Source organism: Pantoea sp. X-Soil-YNGN-785 (genome assembly GCF_059730585.1).
Window position 1 is genome coordinate 1,946,183 of sequence record NZ_AP035942.1, and the last position, 22,016, is coordinate 1,968,198.

23 protein-coding genes and 1 pseudogene are annotated in these 22,016 nt (G+C 58.5%); 8 read left to right on the top strand and 16 right to left on the bottom strand.

Annotated features, from left to right (window positions below; genetic code table 11):
- The first annotated feature begins 9 nt into the window (after positions 1 to 9).
- Positions 10 to 909 (top strand): L-proline-binding transcription factor PsrA, encoded by a 900-nt coding sequence (psrA, locus tag AC6I8E_RS09070; protein ID WP_013357829.1) that lies wholly within the window; start codon positions 10 to 12, stop codon positions 907 to 909.
- Here the strand turns inward: psrA and AC6I8E_RS09075 are convergent.
- The 5 genes from AC6I8E_RS09075 to AC6I8E_RS09095 all read right to left on the bottom strand — a co-directional run bounded on the left by AC6I8E_RS09075 (position 884) and on the right by AC6I8E_RS09095 (position 4,746).
- Complete coding sequence (locus AC6I8E_RS09075; RefSeq protein ID WP_147789243.1) at positions 884 to 1,693, bottom strand: substrate-binding domain-containing protein; 810 nt, start codon at positions 1,691 to 1,693, stop codon at positions 884 to 886. The genes psrA and AC6I8E_RS09075 overlap by 26 nt on opposite strands.
- Before the next feature lie 10 nt (positions 1,694 to 1,703).
- Positions 1,704 to 3,011, bottom strand: a complete 1,308-nt coding sequence (locus AC6I8E_RS09080) for an MFS transporter (RefSeq protein ID WP_095707729.1) — start codon at positions 3,009 to 3,011, stop codon at positions 1,704 to 1,706.
- Positions 3,012 to 3,331: 320 nt separating this feature from the next.
- Positions 3,332 to 4,042: an ArsR/SmtB family transcription factor gene (locus tag AC6I8E_RS09085; protein ID WP_147789242.1), complete on the bottom strand. Its 711-nt coding sequence runs from the start codon at positions 4,040 to 4,042 to the stop codon at positions 3,332 to 3,334.
- Between the two features lie 4 nt (positions 4,043 to 4,046).
- The gene (locus AC6I8E_RS09090) at positions 4,047 to 4,430 is read right to left on the bottom strand and encodes an amino acid-binding protein (protein ID WP_147789241.1); all 384 of its coding nucleotides are present in this window, start codon (positions 4,428 to 4,430) and stop codon (positions 4,047 to 4,049) included.
- Position 4,431: 1 nt separating this feature from the next.
- Entirely contained in the window at positions 4,432 to 4,746 is a 315-nt protein-coding gene (locus AC6I8E_RS09095) for an antibiotic biosynthesis monooxygenase family protein (RefSeq protein WP_013357835.1), read from the bottom strand.
- A 144-nt stretch (positions 4,747 to 4,890) separates the two neighbouring features.
- On the opposite strand from AC6I8E_RS09095, the gene AC6I8E_RS09100 reads away from it, so the two are divergent.
- Positions 4,891 to 5,784 carry a dihydrodipicolinate synthase family protein gene (locus AC6I8E_RS09100; RefSeq protein WP_497824699.1) on the top strand — a complete coding sequence of 298 codons (894 nt, stop codon included), beginning with the start codon at positions 4,891 to 4,893 and terminating at the stop codon, positions 5,782 to 5,784.
- 12 nt (positions 5,785 to 5,796) lie between these two features.
- Here AC6I8E_RS09100 and AC6I8E_RS09105 read toward each other — a convergent pair.
- The 3 genes and pseudogenes from AC6I8E_RS09105 to AC6I8E_RS09115 form a co-directional block, all read right to left on the bottom strand.
- Positions 5,797 to 6,275, bottom strand: a pseudogene (locus AC6I8E_RS09105) (P-loop nucleotide/nucleoside kinase family protein).
- A 315-nt stretch (positions 6,276 to 6,590) separates the two neighbouring features.
- Positions 6,591 to 6,830 (bottom strand): hypothetical protein, encoded by a 240-nt coding sequence (locus AC6I8E_RS09110; protein WP_147789240.1) that lies wholly within the window; start codon positions 6,828 to 6,830, stop codon positions 6,591 to 6,593.
- Between the two features lie 265 nt (positions 6,831 to 7,095).
- Positions 7,096 to 7,425 carry a cupin domain-containing protein gene (locus tag AC6I8E_RS09115; protein ID WP_033783071.1) on the bottom strand — a complete coding sequence of 110 codons (330 nt, stop codon included), beginning with the start codon at positions 7,423 to 7,425 and terminating at the stop codon, positions 7,096 to 7,098.
- A 139-nt stretch (positions 7,426 to 7,564) separates the two neighbouring features.
- Here AC6I8E_RS09115 and AC6I8E_RS09120 point away from each other — a divergent pair, with 139 nt between their 5' ends.
- Positions 7,565 to 8,203: an RpiB/LacA/LacB family sugar-phosphate isomerase gene (locus AC6I8E_RS09120; protein ID WP_013357840.1), complete on the top strand. Its 639-nt coding sequence runs from the start codon at positions 7,565 to 7,567 to the stop codon at positions 8,201 to 8,203.
- A gap of 68 nt (positions 8,204 to 8,271) precedes the next feature.
- Here the strand turns inward: AC6I8E_RS09120 and AC6I8E_RS09125 are convergent, their stop codons facing one another.
- The 6 genes from AC6I8E_RS09125 to AC6I8E_RS09150 form a co-directional block, all read right to left on the bottom strand.
- Complete coding sequence (locus AC6I8E_RS09125) at positions 8,272 to 9,024, bottom strand: ABC transporter ATP-binding protein (RefSeq protein WP_110330265.1); 753 nt, start codon at positions 9,022 to 9,024, stop codon at positions 8,272 to 8,274.
- Positions 9,025 to 9,034: 10 nt separating this feature from the next.
- Positions 9,035 to 9,901, bottom strand: a complete 867-nt coding sequence (locus AC6I8E_RS09130) for an ABC transporter ATP-binding protein (protein WP_033784580.1) — start codon at positions 9,899 to 9,901, stop codon at positions 9,035 to 9,037.
- Positions 9,873 to 10,778, bottom strand: a complete 906-nt coding sequence (locus AC6I8E_RS09135; protein WP_013357843.1) for an ABC transporter permease — start codon at positions 10,776 to 10,778, stop codon at positions 9,873 to 9,875. The genes AC6I8E_RS09130 and AC6I8E_RS09135 overlap by 29 nt, the downstream gene beginning before the upstream one ends.
- A complete protein-coding gene (locus tag AC6I8E_RS09140) occupies positions 10,775 to 11,806 on the bottom strand; it encodes an ABC transporter permease (protein ID WP_187266214.1) in 1,032 nt (343 codons plus the stop codon). Before AC6I8E_RS09140 ends, AC6I8E_RS09135 begins: the two co-directional genes overlap by 4 nt.
- Complete coding sequence (locus tag AC6I8E_RS09145) at positions 11,803 to 13,431, bottom strand: ABC transporter substrate-binding protein (RefSeq protein ID WP_147789238.1); 1,629 nt, start codon at positions 13,429 to 13,431, stop codon at positions 11,803 to 11,805. The genes AC6I8E_RS09140 and AC6I8E_RS09145 overlap by 4 nt, the downstream gene beginning before the upstream one ends.
- Positions 13,432 to 13,521: 90 nt before the next feature.
- Entirely contained in the window at positions 13,522 to 14,676 is a 1,155-nt protein-coding gene (locus tag AC6I8E_RS09150; RefSeq protein WP_497824677.1) for a mandelate racemase family protein, read from the bottom strand.
- Positions 14,677 to 15,023: 347 nt separating this feature from the next.
- Here AC6I8E_RS09150 and AC6I8E_RS09155 point away from each other — a divergent pair, with 347 nt between their 5' ends.
- From AC6I8E_RS09155 to AC6I8E_RS09170, 4 genes are all read left to right on the top strand, one after another.
- Positions 15,024 to 16,139 (top strand): ABC transporter substrate-binding protein, encoded by a 1,116-nt coding sequence (locus AC6I8E_RS09155; protein ID WP_147789236.1) that lies wholly within the window; start codon positions 15,024 to 15,026, stop codon positions 16,137 to 16,139.
- A 165-nt stretch (positions 16,140 to 16,304) separates the two neighbouring features.
- Complete coding sequence (locus tag AC6I8E_RS09160; protein ID WP_013357848.1) at positions 16,305 to 16,712, top strand: DUF2231 domain-containing protein; 408 nt, start codon at positions 16,305 to 16,307, stop codon at positions 16,710 to 16,712.
- A gap of 12 nt (positions 16,713 to 16,724) precedes the next feature.
- Complete coding sequence (locus tag AC6I8E_RS09165; protein ID WP_033783080.1) at positions 16,725 to 18,026, top strand: PQQ-dependent sugar dehydrogenase; 1,302 nt, start codon at positions 16,725 to 16,727, stop codon at positions 18,024 to 18,026.
- A gap of 632 nt (positions 18,027 to 18,658) precedes the next feature.
- Entirely contained in the window at positions 18,659 to 19,291 is a 633-nt protein-coding gene (locus tag AC6I8E_RS09170) for a DapH/DapD/GlmU-related protein (protein ID WP_095707211.1), read from the top strand.
- A gap of 11 nt (positions 19,292 to 19,302) precedes the next feature.
- Here AC6I8E_RS09170 and AC6I8E_RS09175 read toward each other — a convergent pair whose 3' ends face one another.
- Positions 19,303 to 20,187, bottom strand: coding sequence for an EamA family transporter (locus tag AC6I8E_RS09175; RefSeq protein ID WP_147789235.1), 885 nt, complete (start codon positions 20,185 to 20,187; stop codon positions 19,303 to 19,305).
- Positions 20,184 to 21,395 (bottom strand): MFS transporter, encoded by a 1,212-nt coding sequence (locus AC6I8E_RS09180; protein ID WP_497824678.1) that lies wholly within the window; start codon positions 21,393 to 21,395, stop codon positions 20,184 to 20,186. The genes AC6I8E_RS09175 and AC6I8E_RS09180 overlap by 4 nt, the downstream gene beginning before the upstream one ends.
- 126 nt (positions 21,396 to 21,521) lie before the next feature.
- Between AC6I8E_RS09180 and AC6I8E_RS09185 the strand changes: the two genes are divergently transcribed.
- Positions 21,522 to 21,977 carry a winged helix-turn-helix transcriptional regulator gene (locus AC6I8E_RS09185; RefSeq protein WP_013357853.1) on the top strand — a complete coding sequence of 152 codons (456 nt, stop codon included), beginning with the start codon at positions 21,522 to 21,524 and terminating at the stop codon, positions 21,975 to 21,977.
- The last annotated feature ends 39 nt before the right edge of the window (positions 21,978 to 22,016 follow it).

Sequence of the window (22,016 nt, forward strand, 5' to 3'; positions counted from 1 at the left end):
GAGGAATGTATGCCGGTTAATTTCGATCTCAACGATCTCTACGCGTTTCGCGCGCTGGTGGAGTTTGGCAATTTTCGCCTGGCGGCGGAGTCAATCTGCCTTTCGCAATCGGCACTGAGCCGCCGCATCGATAAGCTGGAAACCACGCTGGGGATCAAACTGTTTGAGCGGACCACGCGCCGCGTCACGCTGACGCTGAAAGGACATGCGTTTGCTCAGCGTTCGGAAAAGCTGCTGGCCGATTTTGAAGAGGTGATGGCCGATCTGAGTGAAGTGAGCTTAGCCCGCACCGGCCTGATTACCGTCGCCTGCGTGCCGTCAGCCGCTTACTACTTTATGCCCAACATCATCCGGCTGTTTCAGGCGCGCTATCCCCGTGTACGAGTCAAGCTGGTCGACAGCAGTGCGGCCAACGTCTATGACGCGGTGATTGGCGGTCAGGCCGATTTCGGCATCAGCTTTTCCAGCCGCTCGCAGCCGGATGTGCACTTCCAGCCGCTGATGGACGACCCTTATGTGGCGGCCTGTCGGCGTGACCATCCGATAGCAGGCAAAAAGAGTCTGAGCTGGCAGGCGTTTTATCAGTATGAGTGGGTCGGACTGGATAAAACCTCCGGCAATCGCAACCTGCTGGACCAGGCGTTGCAGGCGATCATGCCGGAGAAACCCTGTGTCTGTGAAACCCGGCACGTCACCACCATGCTGGGGATGGTTGAGGCGGGGCTTGGCATTGCTGCCGTCCCCGCCATGTCGATGCCCGGCTACGATCACGCCCTGCTGATGGCGGTGCCGTTAACCGATCCGCAGGTGAAACGCACCGTCGGACTGCTGCGTAAAAATGGCCGGATGCTCTCGCACATCGCGGGCGAACTGGAAAACCTGATTATTGAACAGTATCAGCGACTTTAGCCGGTTTTGACGCCTTCACGCTGTGCAGGCCGCTGGCGTGCACGGCCTGCTGTGCCTCAGGCGAGGCGAGCCAGTGCAGCAGCTTCGCCGCCTCGTCCGGCTGCGCTGACCTGCGTACTACGGCACCGGCGAAGCGGGTGGTGTACTGCAGCGTGTCCGGCAGTTCGCCAATGAACGTTACGCCGGAGACCGGCAGCAGTTCACTGACCTGCTGAAAGCCGATAGCGTATTTACCCGCCGCGACCTCGGAGGCCACCGGGATGCGCTCAACCTTCACCGCTTTCGCCTTCACCTGATCCTCAATGCCCAGTCGGCTGAACAGCTGGCTGCTGACATATTTGCCGCTGGCGCTGTCGGAGTAGGCGATGGAAGAGGCGTTCAGCAGGGCAGTACGCAGCTCGCTTTCGCTGCCGATTTTCACCGGCGTGGCACCCTGTTTTATCACTGCACCGATGCGCGAGTCCGCCAGCTCAACCCGTGAACCCGGCAGCGTTGCGCCTTTTTTTTGCAGATCGCTTAACGCATCGCCAACCATAATTACCACATCAGCCGGTTCACCACGCGCCAGCCGCGCCGGAATCGCCTGTGGTGTCTTGCCCATCGACGGACCGGCAACCGTGTTAAGGGTGATCCCTTCACGCTGGGCAAAGCGTGGCGAAAGCGTATCCCATGCCGCTTTAAATCCGCCGGAGATCATTACCGTCAGCTCTTTTGCCTGCGCCGTGTTGCTGCCCGCCACGCTGAACAGCAGGGCAGCGTAGAGTGACATCGTTTTCAGTTTCATCTTCAGTTCCTCAGCTAACGGTTTTATGGGCAGGTAATACGGCACTGCGGGTGCGACGATAGAGATACAGTGTTGCGCCCAGCGCGCAGACAGCCGCAAAACTCATCCAGTAGCCAGGCGAAGCTTTGTCGCCGGTCAGTTCGATCAGACCGGTCGACATCACCGGGGTAAAGCCACCAAACACTGCGGTTGCCAGGCTGTAGGCCAGCGAGAAGCCTGCCACGCGGACTTCCCCTGGCATGATTTCGGTCAGCGCCGGGATCATCGCGCCATTGTAGAGGCCGTAAATCATCGAAAGCCACAGCAGTACGCCCAGCATCATCGAGAAGCCCGGTGCCGCTGCCAGCAGGCTCAGGGCCGGATAGCTGGTGGCGATCGCCAGCAGGGTCATGGCAACCAGGACAGGTTTGCGGCCAAAGCGGTCGGAGATCGCGCCGCCAATCGGCAGCCAGATGAAGTTCGACACCGCCACCAGCAGCGTCACCAGCAGGCTGTCCGAGGCGCTCAGCAGCAGGACTTTCTTGCCAAAGGTCGGGGCATAAACCGTAATCAGGTAAAACGCCGTGGTGGTCATCGCGACCATCAGCATCCCGGCAATCACCACCTGCCAGTTACTGAGCAGGATGCGGAACACCTGTTTCACATCAGGATGACTGCGACGATTGCTGAACTCCTGCGTCTCTTCCAGCTTGCGACGCAGCACGAAGATAAACGGCACAATCAGGCAGCCAAACAGGAACGGAATGCGCCAGCCCCATTCGCGGATAGCGCTCTCTTCCAGCACGGCGTTGAGGATAAAGCCCATCGCCGCCGCCACCATAATCGCGACCTGCTGACTGCCCGACTGCCAGCTGGTATAAAAGCCTTTGCGGCCCGGCGTCGCGATCTCGGCCAGATAAACCGACACCCCGCCCAGCTCTGCACCGGCGGAGAAGCCCTGCAGCAGCCGGCCGATCAGCACCAGCAGCGGTGCCCACAGGCCAATGCTCTGGTAAGAGGGGATGAGCACGATCATAAATGTGCCCGCCGCCATGATGGAGAGCGTGACGATCAGCCCCTTGCGACGGCCGACCTTATCGATGTACGCCCCCAGCACCACTGCGCCGATGGGGCGCATCAGGAAGCCTGCACCAAAGACGGCAAAGGTCATCATCAGTGAGGCAAACTCACTGCTGGCCGGGAAAAAGGTATGGGCGATATAGGTGGCATAAAAACCGAACAGGAAGAAATCAAACTGTTCGAGGAAGTTGCCCGAGGTAACACGAAATATAGCGCCAATCCTGGCGCGGTGAGTCATGGGTGAGGTTGTCTGCATCAGTAACTCCAGTAAGGTATGACGCTTTTTGCCGCGCCTGTGACTGAAGAGTGGATCAGCGCCCGGCGCTGAATAAGTGCAAAAATGGCAATGATTAATGTGTGCGCCGCATGATTGCTTGGCGTTATCATTTAAAAGCATTCTGATTCATAAGGTTATAGAAACTGCCGATTTTGTCGGCGTGTTATCGGCTCTGAGGCGAGTTTGCGGAAATGTGACAGAATTCATAAGCCTGTTATGGGCTGATTAGGGGATTCCAGGCAGTCCGAGGCCGCCCGCGCAGAGCCTGACAGCAAATGGGCTCTGAACTCAGGCGTGCTGTGTCAGCGAAGTGTGATATCGAAAACCTGACGTAAATGCCTGGCGCCCACCGCAGTAAACGTCACTTCACGGTAGCCGGGCTGTCGGGTGAGCCAGCCCTGCACCTCAAAGGCGGTGAGCAGCGCGGCGCCCGCGTAACCGCCGAGATGGAACCGGCGTTCACTCCAGTCGAGGCAGCTGCAGCACGCCCGGCGGCGGCCGGGCTGCGACAGATCAATTCGCAACGCCGCAAACTGCTGTTGTCCATAAAGGGTGAGGGCGCTGCCCTCCGGCGTGATCCAGCCCTGCTGTACCATTGCGGCGTAGATCTGCACCGCGACTTCACCCGCCAGATGGTCGTAGCAGGTGCGGGCAGTGCGCAGTGATGTCGGCGTCGTGCTCTGCGGCGCAGCGATCCGTCGCCACGACACCCCCATCATATTCTCAATCAGCGTTGCGATGTCACTGCCTGTCAGTCGGTAATAGCGGTGACGGCCCTGTGCCAGACAGACGATCAGGCCGCTGTTAATCAACCGGTTCAGATGCGCGCTGGCGGTGGAGGGGGCCACGTCGGTGACGGCGCAAAGTTCCGTAGCCGTCCAGGCGCGTCCATCCATCAGCGCTGACAGCATCTTTACCCGAGACGAATCGGCCATCGCGGTGGCGACGCTCACAATTGCGTGCTCAAGCGCGTCGCTGTCGTCCGTTGCGTGATGGTGTTGCTGTGTCGTCATCAGATTATGGAGCCCATTCTGTGGTCAGCCCGGCGGCTGATTGATTGTTATCGGTGATCAGGATTAGCTGGTTAGCGTGATCGCTGTACTGCACCAGAATGTTGATCCCGGCATCGGCCAGGCGTGTCGTGATCGCCCCCAGTTCGCCAGGACGCAGCTGCGGTAGCCTGCGAATCAATGGGACATTTACGGCCTCGACGGTGATCCCCTCCGCTTCCAGCACGGCACGCGCCCGTTCGCCATCCGCAACCAGAAAATGGGCGTGGCTCTGCGCACCACACGAGAACAGGCCGCCGCCTTCCAGTCCGATTCCATGGCGGCCCAGCAGCGTGGTGAGCCGGGAAAGGGTGCCTGGACTATTTTGCAGGATCACATGAATATCGAACATGTTAATTTACTCCCTGTTGTGAGGCATATTCTCTGACCAGCGCGGCGATGCGAATGCGATAGCCGGCAAAGAGGGTTTCACGACCTTCACGCTGCGCGGCCTGGTGGCAGAGGTTACGTTTCCAGGCCTGCACCGCGGCGTCATCGCGCCACCAGGAGAGCGAGAGGATTTTTTTCTCATCACCCAGGCTCTGAAAGCGCTCAATAGAGATAAATCCATCAATGTCCTTTAACAGCGGACTCAGGTCGGCGGCCAGTTGCAGATAACGCATCTGGTGTTCGGGGCGGGCTTCAGCTTCAAACAGTACGGCAATCATCGCTATCTTCCTTTAAACGAGAGTAAAGAGGGTGATGGCACAAAAATAGCGGGCTGAGCGAACCGATGCTTCGGCCGCAAACGAAATATGGCTGTACGGACGAACGTCAGCCAGGCAACGCATTCTTACGATGGAGCAGACGATATGTTCAGCGGGCTCAGCGCCTTTCCCCTTACTCCCTTTGCGGAGGGCAGACCCGATGAAGCCGCCTTTCTGCGGCTGCTGAGCAGGCTGACGGAGGCAAAAGTTGACTCCCTTGGCGTGCTGGGATCAACCGGCAGCTATGCGTATCTGACCCGCGCGCAGCGCAGGCGCATCGCAACGCTGGCGGTTGAACATGCAGATTCGATTCCGGTGATGATCTGCGTGGGCGCGGTGAGCACCGATGAGGTGCTGGCGCTGACTGAAGATGCGCAGCAGGCGGGTGCTGCCGCATTACTGCTGCCGCCGCTGGGTTATCAGGCGTTGAAAGAGGAGGAAGTGTTCGCGCTTTATGAGACCGTGACGCGTCACGCCTCGGTGCCGATCTGCGTCTATGACAATCCGGGCACTACCCATTTTACGTTTTCTGATGCGCTGCTGGGCCGGATCGCTCAACTGCCTGGCGTGGGTTCAGTGAAAATTCCGGGTGTTCCGGCGGAGCAGTCCGCAGCGAATGATCGCCTCGCGCAACTGCGCAACATGCTGCCTGCTTCCGTATCGATTGGCGTTAGCGGTGATGCCTCTGCCGCCAACGGGTTGATTGCGGGCTGTGATGGCTGGTATTCGGTGTGCGGCGGGCTGTTTCCGCGCGTTGCAAAAGCGATGACCGAGGCGGCAGCCGCAGGTGATTATGCGAACGTCAGAGCACAGTCCGATCGTCTTGAGCCGTTGTGGGCACTGTTCCGCCAGCACGGCGGCAGTTTCCGGGTAATCAGCGCTGCGGCAGGGCTGCTGAGGCTGACCGAACGCGACTGCCTGCCGCGTCCACTGTTGCCGCTTTCCGCTGCCGATTGTCGGGAGATTGCTGACGTGCTTGCCGCTCTCGATCTCTTCTGATAGCAGAAGCCGTTACCCGTGGCGCACCAGGTGAAAACCTTCTTCCTCCTGCGGCGCTTCAAAATAGCGGGTAATCAGCGCGAACTGCTCGTTCGTGGCGGCAAAGGCGTGTTCGCCGCCCTGATTACGGGCGTGCAGACGCGATTTACACAGTGCGTCCGGCACGTTCAGATAATGCAGGCGATGATCGGCAGAGGATGCCTCTATCACTGAGCGCATCCAGTCACGATTTGCCCGGGTGTTGGCCGGAAAATCGAGTACCACCGAGACACCCGCGTTAAGCAGCGCCACCAGGTGGGGCTCCTGAGTTTTGCCGCAACGCGCACGTAATCGGCCACTGAATGCATCTCGTCCTGCCAGAGCACGGCCAGCCACTGATCCTCGCTGATGACCACGCAACCCGGTAAAGCGCCCAGTTCCGCTGCCAGCGTCGATTTCCCGGAGGCAATTTTTCCACACAGCAGATGCAGTGTGGCAGGTGCAGAAGTCATGATCGTGTCACTCCTTTAACAGGTGGATAATAACCCGTGCGGCCGGTGTAAGGCGCGTCTCGCCGATGCGCGATTCAGGCTAACAAAAGCAGGGAGGGATAAGCAATGAGAGACTGGGAGGGCTTGTGAGTCACCCCGGATTAACCGCCCGAAACAGCATCCGCTGCTGTGGGCAATCTGGCGTTGGGAACAACAGGCAATGTTTACATGAAAATGAATACGCCTGAACGGCGACGTGCGGTCAGGCGAATGTCCGGAGTAGGAATAAAGGTCCTGAAGCGTAGTGAATCTGCGCTAAACAGCCAGACACAGGCTTCATTTTTGTGCCATCAGCAGCGTCAGAAGTTCACGGCAGCACGCTTCTTCTTCGGCACTGTCCGCGGAGGCCAGATGACGCAGCAATTCCATGCAGCTTTTTTCTTTGCCTGCTTCCAGTAACTCCTCAATCAGAAAATTAAGTTTATCCTGCTCAGAGGCGGTAAAGGATGATTTGAACTCATTTTTGACCGGAATGGTATGGTTCACCGGCAGGGTCAGGGTGTTTTGCATTGGCATATTATTGTCCTGTTTCGGGTTAAAAAACGCACTGGTGTTGCTATTAAACTTATACAACGATCCGTATTTTGTACAGAAATCTGCCTGAATGATTTTTAAGCCGGCGCTAAGCGTAGCGCGGCTGCAGAGGAAGTGCTGGCTAATCATTCAGTTAGCAGTGAAGAGAATTTCAGAAAAATTGCACCGGTTTTAAGTCAAATCCGGTGGGCAGGGAAAAGAGACAACATCAGGTCAGTTTGGCAAGCGGCCCATCGGGCCGCGTGAGTTATTTAGCCGCGAGGAAATCTTCGCGTTGCGGCGTAAAGGTATCCAGCAGCACACCTGCCTCAAGACAGACGCAGCCATGAACCACATTGGGTGCTTTGTAGAGTGTATCCCCCGCGCCGACTTCCCGCGTTTCACCCTCAATGGTGAAGGCAAAACGTCCGCTCAGTACATAGGTCAGCTGCTCATGGGGATGGTGATGCAGCGGGCCAGTCGCCCCTTTTTCAAAACGGACTTCAACCGCCATCATTGTGCCGCCATGTGCCAGCACGCGGCGGGTCACGCCATCACCCAAATCGTCCAGGGGCTGATCTTTATGATAGATAAACATCGGAATCCTCATGCAGTAACAGGCACTACAATGGCCGTTTTGTGATGGCTCTCACAGCGCGCAGGTGAATTAGCCCATGCACTTTAGTGCTTTTTCATTAAAATGAAACGGTGTTTCAATTAATTTATAAGGGTAGATCATGAAAATCGCATTAATGATGGAAAACAGCCAGGCCGCTAAAAACGTTATCGTGCTGAAAGAACTGGAAGGTGTCGCACAGCCGCTGGGCCATCAGGTCTTCAACGTCGGGATGAGCGATGAGCAGGATCACCATCTGACTTACATTCACCTCGGTATTCAGGCCAGCATACTGCTCAACAGCCAGGCGGTAGATTTCGTGGTCGCGGGCTGCGGCACCGGACAGGGCGCGCTGATGTCGCTTAACATCCATCCGGGCGTGGTCTGCGGTTACTGTATCGATCCGGCGGATGCTTACCTGTTTGCACAGATCAACAACGGCAATGCCTTGTCCCTGCCATTTGCTAAAGGGTTTGGCTGGGGTGCAGAACTGAATCTGCGCTTTATCTTTGAAAAAGCGTTCACCGGCGAGAAGGGCAATGGCTATCCGCCAGAGCGTAAAGAGCCGCAGGTGCGCAATGCCGGTCTGCTGAACCAGGTTAAGGCTGCAGTGATCAAAGATAACTATCTCGACACGCTGCGCGCTATTGATCCTGAACTGGTGCGTACCGCTGTCAGCGGCCCGCGTTTCCAGCAGTGCCTGTCTGAGCATGGCAAAAATCAGGAGATCGTTGCCTTTGTGCGTCAGCTGACGCATTAAGTCCTCCGATTTCACGAGGCCGGTCTGACCGGCCTTTTTTTATTCTCTCTCCTGACCTCCGCTGACTTTCAGCCTGCCACATGAGTATGGCGACTCGCCTCGACCAGCATCCGCGTATAGGGCATCGCAGCGCGATCCGCCACCAGCGTCGGCACATCCAGCGTCTCCAGCACTTTGCCCTGTTGCATCACCGCCACGCGATGGCAGAGATGCGCCACCACGCCGAGATCGTGCGTCACCATCAGATAGGTCAGGTTCTCCTGCTGCTGCAGATCGCTGAGCAGGTTCAGGATCTCCGCCTGTACCGAAACATCCAAAGCAGAAGTGGGCTCATCCAGCAGCAGTACGCGCGGCTCCAGAATCAGCGCCCTGGCAATCGCTACGCGCTGACGCTGGCCTCCTGAAAGCTGGTGCGGATAGCGCGTCTGCCAGGCGCGATTCAGCCCGACCTTATCCAGCATCGCCACCACCCGCTGCTGGCGCTGCCCGATACCCTGAATCTGCAACGGCTCTTCCAGGATGTCGCCCAGCGTGTGACGCGGATGCAGCGAACCGTAAGGGTCCTGAAACACCATCTGTACCTGACGACAGCGCGCCCGATCGATGCGGTGCTTCAGCGGCTGGTTATCAATGCTCAGCTCTCCCTGCCAGTGAGTAAATAATCCCGCCAGGCACTTCAGCACCGTGGTTTTACCCGAACCCGACTCGCCTACCAGCCCGAAAATTTCACCCTGTTTCACCTGCAGATTTACGTCGAACAGCACCTGACTCCGGCGATCGTCGTCACCAAAACTCAGGCTGAGATTTTTCACATCAATCATCGCGAACTCCTTAATTCGTCAACCAGCTGGCATGACGTTGTAATACCGGCAGGCGTGTACGACGGTGATCAAGGTCGGGCAGTGCCGCCAGCAATCCCTGGGTATAGGGATGCTGCGCGTGGTCAAGCTCGCTGGCGGCCAGCGACTCCACCACGCGTCCGGCGTACATCACCAGCACCCGATCGCAGAAGCTGCGTACCAGGCTGATATCGTGGCTGATAAAAATCAGTCCCAGCCCGCGCGCCTTCACCAGATCGTCCAGCAGCGCCAGCACCTGCAGGCGAACCGAGACATCCAGCGCAGAAGTCGGCTCATCGGCAATCACCAGTTCCGGCTCGGTAATCAGCATCATAGCGATCATCACGCGCTGCCCCTGACCGCCAGAAATTTCATGCGGATAGAGCTGATAAACCCGTTCAGGATCGCGGATCTGCACCTCCTCCAGCATCGCCAGCGTCCGCTGACGCGCCGCTGCTTTCTGGCCGCGATGATGACTGCGCCAGGCTTCGGCGATCTGCTCGCCCACCCGAATCACCGGGTTCAGGGAATATTTCGGGTCCTGCATAATCATGGAAATGCGTTTGCCGCGAATGGCGCGCATCTGCGCCGGGCTGGCGTGCAGCAGGTCGATATCACCAAACTGCATCCGGCTCGCCTCGATGCGCGCCCTGGCCGGATGCAGCTGCAGCAGGGCGCGGCCCACGGTCGATTTACCGGAGCCGGATTCGCCGACAATCGCCAGCTTCTCCTGACCGAGCTGAAAGGAGACGCCGCGCACCGCCGGGGTGATCTGGCGTCCGTTAACAAAGTTCACGTGCAAATCGCGCACGTCGAGCAACGGCAGGGCGTTACTCACTGCGGGGATCGAGCAGGTCACGTAGGCCATCTCCTAAGAAGTTAAATGCCAGGCTGTTAATCAGGATCGCCAGACCGGGCACGGTAACCACCCACCAGCACTCCAGCATGTAGGTACGGCCGCTGGCGATCATCGCGCCCCATTCCGGATCCGGCGGCTGTGCACCCAGTCCGAGAAAACCCAGCCCGGCGGCGGTAAGGATAATGCCCGCCATATTCATGGTGATACGGATAATCACCGACGGCAGGCAGAGCGGAATAATATGCTTCCACAGCACCCGCAGCGGCGACGCGCCCTGTAATCGCACCGCTGAGATAAAGTCCGCCTGGCGCAGCGACAGCGTTTCGGCACGCGCCAGACGGGCAATCGGTGGCCAGGCGGTGAGGGTAATGGCAATCACCACATGCTCAAGACCCGGCCCCAGCGCGGCAACAAACGCCAGCGCCAGTACCAGGCTGGGAAAGGAGATGAAGATATCGGTGACGCGCATCAGCACCCCATCGACTTTGCCGCCAAAGTAACCCGCGGTAACGCCCAGCAGCAGGCCCAGCGGTCCGACGGTGATCGACACCAGCAGCACGATGTAGAGCGTAATGCGCGCGCCCCACACCAGACGGCTGAAGATATCCCGGCCAAACTCATCGGTGCCGAACCAGTGGGCTGCACCGGGCGGCGTCAGGGCGTTGTCCAGATCCTGAATCAGCGGGTGATAGGGTGCGATCCAGGGCGCAAACAGCGCCACGATGCAGAGCAGCAACACAATGCCGCCGCCGATGGCGGTCAGGGGATTACAGGCCATGCGCCACAGGAAAGTGCCGCAGCGGGCAGCGAATCGCCGGCAGCGCGCCAGCCGCTCGCGGGTGTGACCGGCAGAAGGGGTGTCAAAAGAGATCGTCATACTTTGGTCCTCGGATCGAACACCTGATAGAGCAGATCGGCGATCAGGTTAAGCAGCACAAAGATCAGGCCGACCACCAGCACGCAGCCCATCACCGCATTCATATCGCCCAGCATCAGACTGCCCGTGAGATAGGAGCCAAAACCGGGCCAGGAGAAGACAGTTTCAATCAGCACGGCGCCCTCCAGCAGCGAGCCATAGGCCAGCGCCACCACGGTCAGCAGCTGAACCAGGATATTGCGAAACGCGTGCTGCCAGATCACCTGCCACTCGGTCAGGCCTTTGACCCGCGCGGTCAGAATGAACTCCTGTGACAGCTGCGCCAGCATAAAGCTGCGCGTCATCCGGCTGATGTAGGCCATGGAGTGAAAGCCGAGCAGCGAGGCGGGCAGCACCAGATGAATCAGCGCATTCCGGAACACCTGACCGTTGCCCGCCAGCAGGGCGTCGATCAGCATAAAGCCGGTGCGACGTGGCACGATGCCATCAAGGCTGAAGTCCACCCGGCCAGCACCGCCGACCCAGCCGAGATGGGCATAGAACAGCAGCAGGCCCATCATGCCAACCCAGAAGATCGGCGTGGAGTAACCGGCCAGGCTGAGCATCCGCACCACATAGTCGATGACGCTGTTACGCCGCGCCGCCGCCAGCACACCCAGCGGTACGCCCAGCCCTGCGCCAATGACAATTGCCAGTGTGGCCAGCTCTACCGTGGCGGGAAAGACGCGCAGGATGTCATGCACTACCGGCTGGCCGGTGAGCAGCGCGTGGCCCAGGTCACCATGCAGCAGGGCATTAAGATAGAGGCCAAACTGCACCCACAGCGGTTTATCAAAGCCAAGCTGGTGGTAGACCTGCTGATAAGTGGCCTGATCGGCATCCGGGCCGACTATCGCCAGCACCGGATCCAGCGGCATTACCCGGCCAATAAAAAAGGTCAGCAGCAACAGGCCGAACAGCGTGATGAGTACCTGAACCGCGCGATGGCTGATGCGGCGGCACTGATTTCGTGTCAGGGTCATCATCATGGTGTGCCTCCCGCCAGGCTGTCAGGCGTTTTCCAGACGTCACGCAGGAAGGTGGTCGCAGAAGGATGGGGCTGATACGCCTGTACCCGGTTACTGACCACCACGGAGTCAAGCATTTGTGAAATCGGCATCAGCGCAGGCACCAGCTGGTCGTAGCGTTGCTGGATGGCGAAATAGGCCTGCTGCTGGCGGGTTTTGTCGCGTTCCACCAGCGCCTGATCGATCATGCGGTTGAGCTGCGCGTCGTAGAAACCGGTACGCCAGCCCTGGAAATTGGTCAGCCGGGCACTGTCGGCATTGTTCGGGTTGTAGACCAGCGCACGCAGGCTGGAGTGGGGGTGCGGCTCGACGCCGCTGCCGCCGCGTCCGACCAGCAGGCTGAACTGGCGATCGCGCATCGCGCCATAAATCTGGTTGCCGGTGCCGGTAATGATTTTTGCCCGGATGCCGCCCTGCAGCAGCGTTGACTGAATGGCGATGGCGATATTCAGGAACGGCTGATCGGCAAGCACCCGCAGCGTGGTGTCAAAGCCCTCCGGATAACCCGCTTCAGCCAGCAGCGCACGGGCGCGCGGCACATCGAGCCGGTAACCGGGATCGGGCAGCGTGGCGGGCATCCCCGACTGTATCGGGCGCTGGTGCAGTTCGCCATAGCCGGTCATCAGGCTTTTATTGATGCCCTGATAATCGACCAGATAGCGGACCGCCTCACGCACCTTAATATTGTCAAAGCGCGGATCGTTCATGCTCATCGCCAGGTAGTAGATTGTCCCTTTTCTGACGGCATCAATGGTGAGGTCGGGATCGTGACGCAGGGCGCGCACATCGGGGATCGCCATATTGCTGGCGATATCGAGATCGCCTTTCTCCATCATCAGCCGCAGGGTTTGCGACTCCTGCAGGTGGCGGAAGACCACCCGCGACATCTTCGCCTCACCGCGCCAGTAGTCTGCCGAGCGACTCATGCGCAGCACATCTTTTGCCTGCCAGACATCCAGCCGGAACGGGCCGGAACCCGCTTCATGCGTGGTAAGCCAGCGGTTGCCCCAGTCACCATCGATTTCATGTTGTTGTACCGTTTTGCGGTCCAGCACCACCATACTGCCCAGCGCCGCCAGCGAGTAGATCACCAGTTGCGGATCGTTGGGTTTAGGCAGGGTGATCACCAGCGTGCGGTCGTCGGGTGCGGTGATCATCTGGTCCACATTGTCGCGGCTGAAACCGTAGGACTTCCACACCGACGCCTGCGCCAGATTCAGATGCAGCACCCGCCGCATCGACCAGACCGCATCAGCACTGGTGAGCGGATTACCGGAGTGAAACCTGACGTTGTTGCGCAGGTGGAAGGTCAGGGTGCGGTTATCCGGACTGACTGACCAGTGTTCCGCCAGCGCCGGGCGCACCTCGGTGAGCTGCTGCGGATTCAGCTCCACAAGGCCGTCATAGAGATTCACCACAATACCGACCACCTCGTTGCCGGTCATCGCGGCCGGATCCAGGGTGAGCAGGTTGTTCATATTCATGCCAACGATCAGCTGGTCATCCGGGGTCTTTGCCTGGATTGACGCGCTCGTGAGCATCAGCAGCGTGATCAGCCACGCGCCACATCGTTGTGTCAGGGTCATAGGTAAAGTCCAGCAGGTCAGAGGTTTTTCCCGTTTACCGCGTCATCAGGGCTGTGCGGCAACGGGGTTATTATTGTTTGCCGTACTTCATTACCAGCGGTTCAGCGTGTGGGTTTCAATCCAGCTGAAGTTGATATCCTCTCCCAGCCCGCTGCGGGTGGGCAGGGTGACAAAGCCCCGATCGTCCATTGGATCAATCAGGCTGTTGAGATACGCAGGCGGCGTTTCATAATCCAGGAAGGGATGCAGCAGGCCGCGCTCATACCAGCGGCAGTTACGAATAGCTCCGACCACCGCCAGGCTGGCTGCGCCGTTGCCGTGGACTTCGCAATCCATGCCGAAAGCTTCCGCCAGACTGGCTACTTTCATCGTGGCGGAGATGCCGCCTACGCCATTGGCCCCGGCACGCAGAATGTCGCAGGCACCGGCACGGACCCAGTCGGCGCGGCTGTGATGTTTACCGCCCAGGCTCTCCGGGCCGAGCACGTCGATTGAGAGGTTGTCTGCCAGCCAGGCGTAAGAGGCCATGCTCTCTTCCTCCATCGGCTCCTCGAACCAGGTGAAGTTAAGCTTCTCCAGCGCCTTGCCGATGGTCAGCGCGTCACTGCGGCTGTACCAGTGGTAGCCATCCAGCATCAGTGCGATATCCGGGCCAACCGCTTCACGCACCGCTGCGCAGGCTTTGATGTCCATGGCCGGGCTGGGCGCAAAGGCGACCGGCGGCATCCAGGTGTGCAGCTTGATCGCCTGATAGCCGCGTGCCACCAGCTTTTCCGCGAACTGTGCATACTCATCCGGCGTCGATAAACCGCCGCTCAGCTCGTCGCCGCACATGGTGCTGCCGTAAGCCGGGATCTTCTCGCGATAGCCGCCCAGCAGTTTATGCACCGGCTGTTTCAGCCTGCGCCCAATCAGGTCCCACAGCGCCTGCTCAACAGCGGAGAGGGCACGCTCGGTAAGCTGGTGGGCGCTGCCGCGCTGCCAGTGCACCAGATCCTGCCACATACGCTCGCGGTCAAAGGCGTTCTGACCGATCAGCACCTTGCGAAAAAAGGCATTAACCACATGCGCCCGCACCACTTCCGGCGGCGCAAAGGCGTAGCCGCAATCGCCACCCTCGCTGGTCAGGGTCAACAGCGCCATCTGCGCATCATTTTCCAGGCCGGGATGGGAGTGGCCGGCGCTGTCGGCAACACGCCGGGTGGGATAGGTAAAAAGGGTGACATCTATGGCGCTGATTTTCACGGTTACGCTCCTGTGGTTCGCTGTCCTGGTGAGTTATTAAAACGGCGTTTCATTTTCAATCTAGCGCTCACAATTCATTAACGCACTGGCCAAATCGATACGATTAACGGCTAATATGTGTGCAGCCGCCCAGGGTGTTGTGAGCATATTCACGAAAGCTGTCCGTTTTGTGAGCAGCAACACGCTGCGCTTTTTCCCTGATTAAGTTTGCTGTTAATGGTCACTTAACCCATTAACCTCGCCGCAAAAAACATTTAACCGCATGACTTCCCCTGAACGCCGTTTTAGGTGATAGTAACGCCGCTTTACATTAATAATTCTCATTATCATTTGTGCGGGTTTTCATAATGAAAAAATGGTTTTTAGCGCTGGGGCTGCTCACGCTGGCAGGGACGGCTTCGGCCAAAATGATTACTGATGTCGCAGGCCGTCAGGTCGAGGTGCCGCAGGAGGCAAAGCGCATCATTCTGGGTGAGGGCCGTCAGATCTATCTGCTGGCCGCATTTGATACCGACGCCCCGTTCACGCGGGTGATTGGCTGGCGTGATGACCTTCATAAGGCGGACTGGGACGGTTATCAGGCCTATGAGAAGCGTTATCCGGAAATTAAAAAATTACCGACCTTCGGCGGCGCGAAAGATGGCACCTTTAACGTCGAGCAGGCGCTAACCCTGAAGCCCGATCTGGTGCTGATGAATCTGGAGTCGAAAGCGGCGACCGATGAAGGCAAGCTGATTGAAAAACTGCAGGCCGTGGGTGTGCCGGTGGTGTTTATCGATTTCCGTGAAGCGCCGATGGTTAACGCTGAGAAAAGTATCCGCATCATGGGCGAACTGGTGAACAAACCGGAACGCGCGCAGGAGATCATCACCTTCCGCCAGCAGCAGATTGACCTTGTCACCTCGCGGCTGAAGAACTTCACCGGCTATCGTCCGAAAGTGATGATCGACCGCGCAGGCGGCTATAGTGACGAATGCTGCATGTCGTTCGGCAATGAGAACTTTGGTCAGATGGTGGAGATCGCAGGCGGCCGCAACATCGCGAAAGACCTGATCCCTGGCACCTTCGGCACGATTAACCCGGAGCAGATTATCGCCAGCCAGCCGGATGTGGTGGTGGTGACCGGCGCAAACTGGAAGAACTACAACACCGTGGGCAAATGGGTCGGCGTCGGTCCGGGTGCAAATGTCACCGAAGCGACGGCGCGTCTTAAGGCACTGATGATGCGTGATGCCTTTAAAACCCTGCCGGTGGCGCATAACGGCAACGTCCACGCCATCTGGCATCAGTTCTACGACAGCCCGTATCAGTTTGTGGCGATTCAGGCGCTGGCGAAATGGCTGCATCCCGATCTGTTTGCCGATGTCGATCCGGATGCCACCTTCCGCGCGTTCCACGAGAAGTTCCTCCCGCTGCCTTACCAGCCAGGCTACTGGGTCACCTTACCCGCGGATAAGCCCTGACTGACCGGCGATGACAGGGACGTCATCCGCCTGATTTACAATTCCCTCCGAATAAACCCTCTGTTTCTCTTCAGATTTACTAATCTTTTACAGGCGCGGGGTCGGTTGCTCTGAGCAGCGCGACATCTGACCTGGTCCGCATTCACGTTAAAAATGGAGAGAAACATGCGCAATACCCTGGGAAGATCGGCGTTTGCCGTGACGCTGTATGCTCTGCTGGAGCCGGTGCCGCTGGGCTTTTTTGTGGCGGCCTGGCTGTTTGACATTCTCTACATGCAGACCTTTGTGCAGTTCTGGACGGATGCCGCAGGCTGGCTGATTGCGCTGGGACTGATACTGGCGATCGTGCCACGTCTCATTGCACTGGTTTATCTGTTTCGCGGCAGTGACAGCGCGGAAAAGGGCCATTTCTGGCTCTGGCTGGTGGCCATCATCATCGCTATCGTCAATGCGTTTATTCACAGCCGTGATGCCGCCGCAGTGATCCCGCTGGGCGTAACGCTCTCGACGCTGGTGGTAGCGCTGCTGCTGCTGGCGAATGTGCAACTTGCGTTACGTCAGCGTAGCGCTTAAGGAGGAGCCACCATGAACATACCGCATAAAACGCTGCTCGCGCTGACCCTGACCACTTTCCTGGCAGGCTGTGATGATGGTGCGCTGGTCGATCCGCAAAAGCAGATCGGACCCAATCCCGAACTGCCGCAGGCGCAGAATTTCTTTATGCCGCCGATGCAGGTGCCGGAAGGCACGCCCTGGAAAGCCGGTGAAATGCCAAAAGTGGCTGATGGCCTGAAGATTGAGAAGATTGCTGAGAATCTGCAGCATCCGCGTCAGGTTTACGTGCTGCCAAACAATGATGTGCTGGTCGCGGAATCCAATGGCCCGCCAAAACCGACCACCCGACCTAAACAGCTGATCATGGGCATCGTCCAGAAAGCGTCAGGCAAGGGCGGCGCAGGCGGCAACCGTATTACGCTGCTGCGCAACGTCAATGGCAAATGGGAGCAGCATCGATTTATCGAAAATCTGCACTCGCCGTTTGGTATCCAGCTGATTGGCAACACGCTCTACGTCGCGAATGCTGACAGCCTGGTGAAGTTCCCCTATCGCGAAGGTGACACGGAGATCCGTACTGCTCCTGAAGAGGTAACGGAGCTGCCGGGCGGACCGATTAACCACCACTGGACCAAAGCACTGTTAGCCAGCCCCGATGGCAGCAAGCTCTATGTGGGCGTTGGCTCCAACAGTAACGTCACCGAAAACGGCATTGGCGCAGAGTATCGCCGGGCAGCGGTACTGGAAGTGGATGCGGCCAGCGGTGCCAGCCGTATTTACGCCAGCGGTCTGCGCAATCCGACCGGCCTGCAGTGGGAACCGCAGAGCGGCAAGCTGTGGGCTATCGTCAACGAGCGTGATGAAATCGGCTCCGATCTGGTGCCGGACTACCTGACCTCGGTACAGGATAAAGGTTTTTACGGCTGGCCCTATAGCTACTTTGGTCAGCATGTCGATACCCGTGCCGAACCGCAGCGTCCCGACCTGGTTGAGAAGGCGATCAAGCCCGATTACGCCCTGAGTTCGCATGTCGCGCCGCTGGGCCTGCTGTTCTACGGTGGTGATAATATGCCGCAGTACCGTGGCGGTGCGTTTATCAGCGAGCATGGCAGCTGGAACCGGACGCCGCTGAATGGCTACAAAGTGGTGTGGGTGAAATTTGAGAATGGCAAGCCGGTGGGGCAGCCGCAGACGGTGGTTTCGGGCTTCCTGACGGACGATGAAAAGCAGGTGCGTGGTTTGCCGGTCGGTCTCGCCAGCGATAAACAGGGCGGCGTACTGATCGCTGACGACGCAGGGAATACCGTCTGGCGTATCAGCGCCGCGAAGTAAATTCTGCGCGGATTGGGTTATCGCCGTAAAACAGGCATAAAAAAAGGATTTGGCATCGCGCCAAATCCTTTATTTTTTTGTTCGCTACCCGGCTGGTAACCGCGCTGCGAACGAGGTGCTCAGCACTCTCCACAAACAAGATTGTAAAATGTGCGGCTAAGGATTTCAAGTTTCGCCAAAATACTGTATGTTTATACATGTGTTGAGTGTTGAGCATCGCCTCATTGTCGACTGGCCGCTCCCAGGGGCACGGTTTTAAAAATCCCGGCAGGCATCAGGTGGTGCTGGCCTGTGGCTTTAACCATGAGTGCCGCTCAGCCCTCTCCACAAAGATGTGCTCAGGCACCCGGCGGGTAGAGTCAAAGCCCTGGTTGCCGAATAGCGCGCTCCTGAAAAAGGAGAAGGAAAGTGATGGAACTGACTAAGCTGATTCTGGATCTTATCCGGGTCATCTTGCAGATCATCGTTGCCCTTATGCAACTGACCGGTCACGCAGGTTAACCGGAACTTGAAACAAGGCGGAGCTAACCACTCCGCCTTTTTTCTGTGTCAATTCTCTGTCATTAAAGGCGGGTAAGGTGGTGCGGCAAAAGCACGCCGCCGGGGTGCTGCTTATCCTGACAGGGAGTAATATGTCCATTGCCGCCGTTATGCCCGCCCGATTAGCCCATACCTGGATTGATGACAGTGTACGCATGCGGGAAACCACCGTAGGTCAGCAGTGCGAGATTCTGGCGCACAGCGTGCTGGAATACAGCGAGCTGGGTGACTTCTCCTATGTGGGTGAGCACTGCTGTCTGGCCGACACCCAGGTGGGACGTTTCTGCGCCATTGCCAATCAGGTGCGGATTGGTGCGCCGAATCATCCGATGGACCGCGCTTCGCAGCATCGCTTTACCTACTGCCCGGAGTATTACCATCCCGATGCGCGGCGCGATCAGGGCTTCTTTGCTGCCCGTCGTGCCGACCGGGTGGTGATAGGCAATGATGTCTGGATCGGGCACGGCGTGATTGTGCTGCCCGGCGTGACTATTGGCGATGGTGCGGTGCTGGCCGCGGGCGCAGTCGTAACCAAAAACGTTGCGCCCTACAGCGTGGTGGGCGGTGTTCCGGCCCGGCCATTGCGGGTCCGGTTTACGCCTGCGATTGCCGCCCGCCTACAGCGCATTGCCTGGTGGAACTGGCCACTGGAGAAACTGCTCGCGAATCTGCCCGATTTTCAGCACGGCGACATCGACGCGTTCTGCCAGCGGCACGGGGAATAATTATCTCAACGTCAGCCGGTTCGGACGCCGATAAAGCGCACGATCCGCTGCCCATAAAGTCCCACCGCCAGCCCGATGACGATCAGCATCAGCGCGACGATTTTCTGAGCTGAAACCTTTTCGCCAAATATCGCCACTGAGCCCAGAATGCCGAACACCGGCACCAGCAGCGACAGCGGCGCCACCGTGGAGACCGGATACTGTTTCAGCAGCCAGTTCCACACCCAGTAACCCAGCAGGGTGTTGGGATAGACCTGAAACAGTATCGATAACACCGCTTTCATATCCAGCTGCGTGAACAGCGCATGATAGCCCGTGCTGCCATTGACCAGCCCGTCCAGCAGGAAGAGCGGGATGGGTGCAAAGGCGCTCGACCAGACCAGAAACGCAAACACCTGCCGGGTCGCCGCTTTTTTGTTGATGATGTTAGCAATGCTCCAGGCGATCGCGCCTGCCAGCACCAGCAGCATGCCGGAGAACGTCACCGAGCCATCGGTAATAAAGAAAATGCTCAGCAGACCGGCGCAGGCCAGCAGACATCCGGCGACCTGATAGCGGCTGAGACGCTCTCTGAATACCCAGCCACCCAGCAGCAGGGTGAAAAAGGCGCTGAACTGCAGCAGCAGCGAGGCGATGCCCGCCGACAGCCCGGTTTTAATCCCCAGATTCACCAGTCCCCACAGACCGATTCCGAAGACCAGCCCGTAGCTGATCAGGTAGCGCCACGGCACGTCCGGTTTCCGGATAAAGAACAGCGCGGGCAGGGCGCAGAGCGTAAAGCGGATGCCCGCCAGGATAAAGGGATCGACCGCATGCAGCCCGAGTTTGATAACGGAAAAGTTTACGCCCCAGATGGCGGTGATCAGCACGGCGAGTAGCAGATGCGATAATTTCATGATTGACGTGCTCCATACCAGCAAAGAAAGGCTGAGGCGCTGACGGCTGCCCCGGCATAACAGACAGCCTGCCATCCCCAGTGAGCGTAAAGCTGAGTCGCCACGATGGCCCCCAGCGCACTGCCCAGCGAGTAAAAGCACATGTACGCACCGACCAGACGACTGGCCGCTTCGGGGCGTGCAGTGACGAGCAGGCTCTGATTAATCACGTGCACTGTCTGAACAGCGAAATCGAGCAGGATCACCCCGAAAACCAGCAGCAGTAGCGAACTTTGAAGTGCGGCTATCGGCAGCCAGGAGAGGGTCAGCAGCACCAGGGCTAAGCCGGTGGCACGCTGGCCCCATCCCCGGTCAGCCCAGGCGCCTGCTCTGGTGGCCGCCAGCGCACCGGCCAGGCCCGCCAGTCCGAACATCCCGGTCTGAGTGTGTGACAGTGACAGGGCGGTCAGCGGCAGCACCATTGAGGACCAGAGCATACTGAAGGCTGCGAAAATCAGCAGCGCCAGGATGCCACGTTTGCGCAGCTGGGGTTCTGAACGGAATAGCCGCAAAACTGACAGTAACAGCAGCGGGTAAGCGGTGCGCTGCGTCTGGCCGGTTGAGGCGGGCAGCACTTTTACGAGTACCAGCGAGATCAGCAGTAACAGGCAGGCGGCCGTCAGAAAGACCGTCCGCCAGCCCGCCAGATCGGCAATCATCCCGGAAACAAAGCGCGCCAGCAGGATGCCGATCACGATGCCGCTGGTCACGCTGCCGACCACCTGGCCGCGCTGCGCGGGCGATGCCAGCATGGCGGCCCAGGCCACCATCAGCTGTGTGACCACCGCCATCAACCCCACCAGCAGCATCGCGCCCAGCAGCGTCATCAGATCGGGCGCGAAAGCCGCGGCGGTTAATGCCAGCACGGAAAGCAGTAGCTGGATAACCACCAGTTTTTTGCGATTCACGCAGTCGCCCAGCGGCACCAGAACGATCAGCCCGATGGCGTAACCGATCTGCGTGGCCGTCACCACCGCGCCAATGGTGCCAGGGGAAACATTCAGGCTGGCGGCTATCGATTCCAGCAATGGCTGCGCCGAGTAAACATTGGCGACCGCCAGCGCAGAGGTCAGTGAGAACAAAACGATCATCCGGGGCGTAAGCATCAGCGTCGCAGCGGGCGGGAAATCTGATTCAGAAGGACAAGACTTGCCAGTTGTTATGGTCATAACAGCGCCTGAGTGGTTTTTATTTGAAACCGAGTTGCAACATAATTATCAGCAGAGGTTTTTTTTTGCAACTTCTTTTCCGGCTGGCTAAGCTGGCTTCATCAGACAGGCAAAGTGAGAGAAAACATGGCTAAGCAGGAATCCCTGAGAACCAGTGAGTGTCCGGTTGCCAGAACCCTGGAATCAATTGGGGAACGCTGGTGCATGATGATCGTGCGTGAAGCCTTTGATGACGTCCGCCGGTTCAGTGAGTTTCAGCGCAATCTGGGGCTGGCAAAAAATATCCTGGCGTCGCGCCTGAAGCAGCTGGTGGAGATGGGGGTATTTGAGATTGCGCCAGTCTCCGATGGCAGCGCCTACAACGAATATGTCCTGACTGAGAGAGGCCGTGCGTTGTTTCCGGTGGTAGTGGCTATGCGCCAGTGGGGCGAGCGCTATCTGTTTGAGAAGGGCGAGACGCACTCGGTGTTGCTGGATAATGCAGAAGGCAAGCCGCTGCCGCGCCTGGAGGTCTGTTCCTCAACGGGGCAAAAACTGGGCCCGGCAGACTGTTATCGCCAGCGGGTAGTCGCGGAAGGCTAATTGTCAGAGAATTTACGCCTCTGCACTCTCTGAATCTGA

What these genes read in the sequence shown, in the direction of transcription:
- AC6I8E_RS09160 (WP_013357848.1), top strand. Translation starts at nt 16,305, where the DNA reads ATGCGCAATACCCTGGGAAGATCGGCGTTTGCCGTGACGCTGTATGCT.
- AC6I8E_RS09090 (WP_147789241.1), bottom strand. Translation starts at nt 4,430, where the DNA reads ATGTTCGATATTCATGTGATCCTGCAAAATAGTCCAGGCACCCTTTCC.
- AC6I8E_RS09165 (WP_033783080.1), top strand. Translation starts at nt 16,725, where the DNA reads ATGAACATACCGCATAAAACGCTGCTCGCGCTGACCCTGACCACTTTC.
- AC6I8E_RS09075 (WP_147789243.1), bottom strand. Translation starts at nt 1,693, where the DNA reads ATGAAACTGAAAACGATGTCACTCTACGCTGCCCTGCTGTTCAGCGTG.
- AC6I8E_RS09175 (WP_147789235.1), bottom strand. Translation starts at nt 20,187, where the DNA reads ATGAAATTATCGCATCTGCTACTCGCCGTGCTGATCACCGCCATCTGG.
- AC6I8E_RS09125 (WP_110330265.1), bottom strand. Translation starts at nt 9,024, where the DNA reads ATGATTGATGTGAAAAATCTCAGCCTGAGTTTTGGTGACGACGATCGC.
- AC6I8E_RS09095 (WP_013357835.1), bottom strand. Translation starts at nt 4,746, where the DNA reads ATGATTGCCGTACTGTTTGAAGCTGAAGCCCGCCCCGAACACCAGATG.
- AC6I8E_RS09155 (WP_147789236.1), top strand. Translation starts at nt 15,024, where the DNA reads ATGAAAAAATGGTTTTTAGCGCTGGGGCTGCTCACGCTGGCAGGGACG.
- AC6I8E_RS09185 (WP_013357853.1), top strand. Translation starts at nt 21,522, where the DNA reads ATGGCTAAGCAGGAATCCCTGAGAACCAGTGAGTGTCCGGTTGCCAGA.
- AC6I8E_RS09085 (WP_147789242.1), bottom strand. Translation starts at nt 4,042, where the DNA reads ATGACGACACAGCAACACCATCACGCAACGGACGACAGCGACGCGCTT.
- AC6I8E_RS09145 (WP_147789238.1), bottom strand. Translation starts at nt 13,431, where the DNA reads ATGACCCTGACACAACGATGTGGCGCGTGGCTGATCACGCTGCTGATG.
- AC6I8E_RS09110 (WP_147789240.1), bottom strand. Translation starts at nt 6,830, where the DNA reads ATGCCAATGCAAAACACCCTGACCCTGCCGGTGAACCATACCATTCCG.
- psrA (WP_013357829.1), top strand. Translation starts at nt 10, where the DNA reads ATGCCGGTTAATTTCGATCTCAACGATCTCTACGCGTTTCGCGCGCTG.
- AC6I8E_RS09100 (WP_497824699.1), top strand. Translation starts at nt 4,891, where the DNA reads ATGTTCAGCGGGCTCAGCGCCTTTCCCCTTACTCCCTTTGCGGAGGGC.
- AC6I8E_RS09180 (WP_497824678.1), bottom strand. Translation starts at nt 21,395, where the DNA reads ATGACCATAACAACTGGCAAGTCTTGTCCTTCTGAATCAGATTTCCCG.
- AC6I8E_RS09170 (WP_095707211.1), top strand. Translation starts at nt 18,659, where the DNA reads ATGTCCATTGCCGCCGTTATGCCCGCCCGATTAGCCCATACCTGGATT.
- AC6I8E_RS09115 (WP_033783071.1), bottom strand. Translation starts at nt 7,425, where the DNA reads ATGTTTATCTATCATAAAGATCAGCCCCTGGACGATTTGGGTGATGGC.
- AC6I8E_RS09140 (WP_187266214.1), bottom strand. Translation starts at nt 11,806, where the DNA reads ATGATGATGACCCTGACACGAAATCAGTGCCGCCGCATCAGCCATCGC.
- AC6I8E_RS09135 (WP_013357843.1), bottom strand. Translation starts at nt 10,778, where the DNA reads ATGACGATCTCTTTTGACACCCCTTCTGCCGGTCACACCCGCGAGCGG.
- AC6I8E_RS09120 (WP_013357840.1), top strand. Translation starts at nt 7,565, where the DNA reads ATGAAAATCGCATTAATGATGGAAAACAGCCAGGCCGCTAAAAACGTT.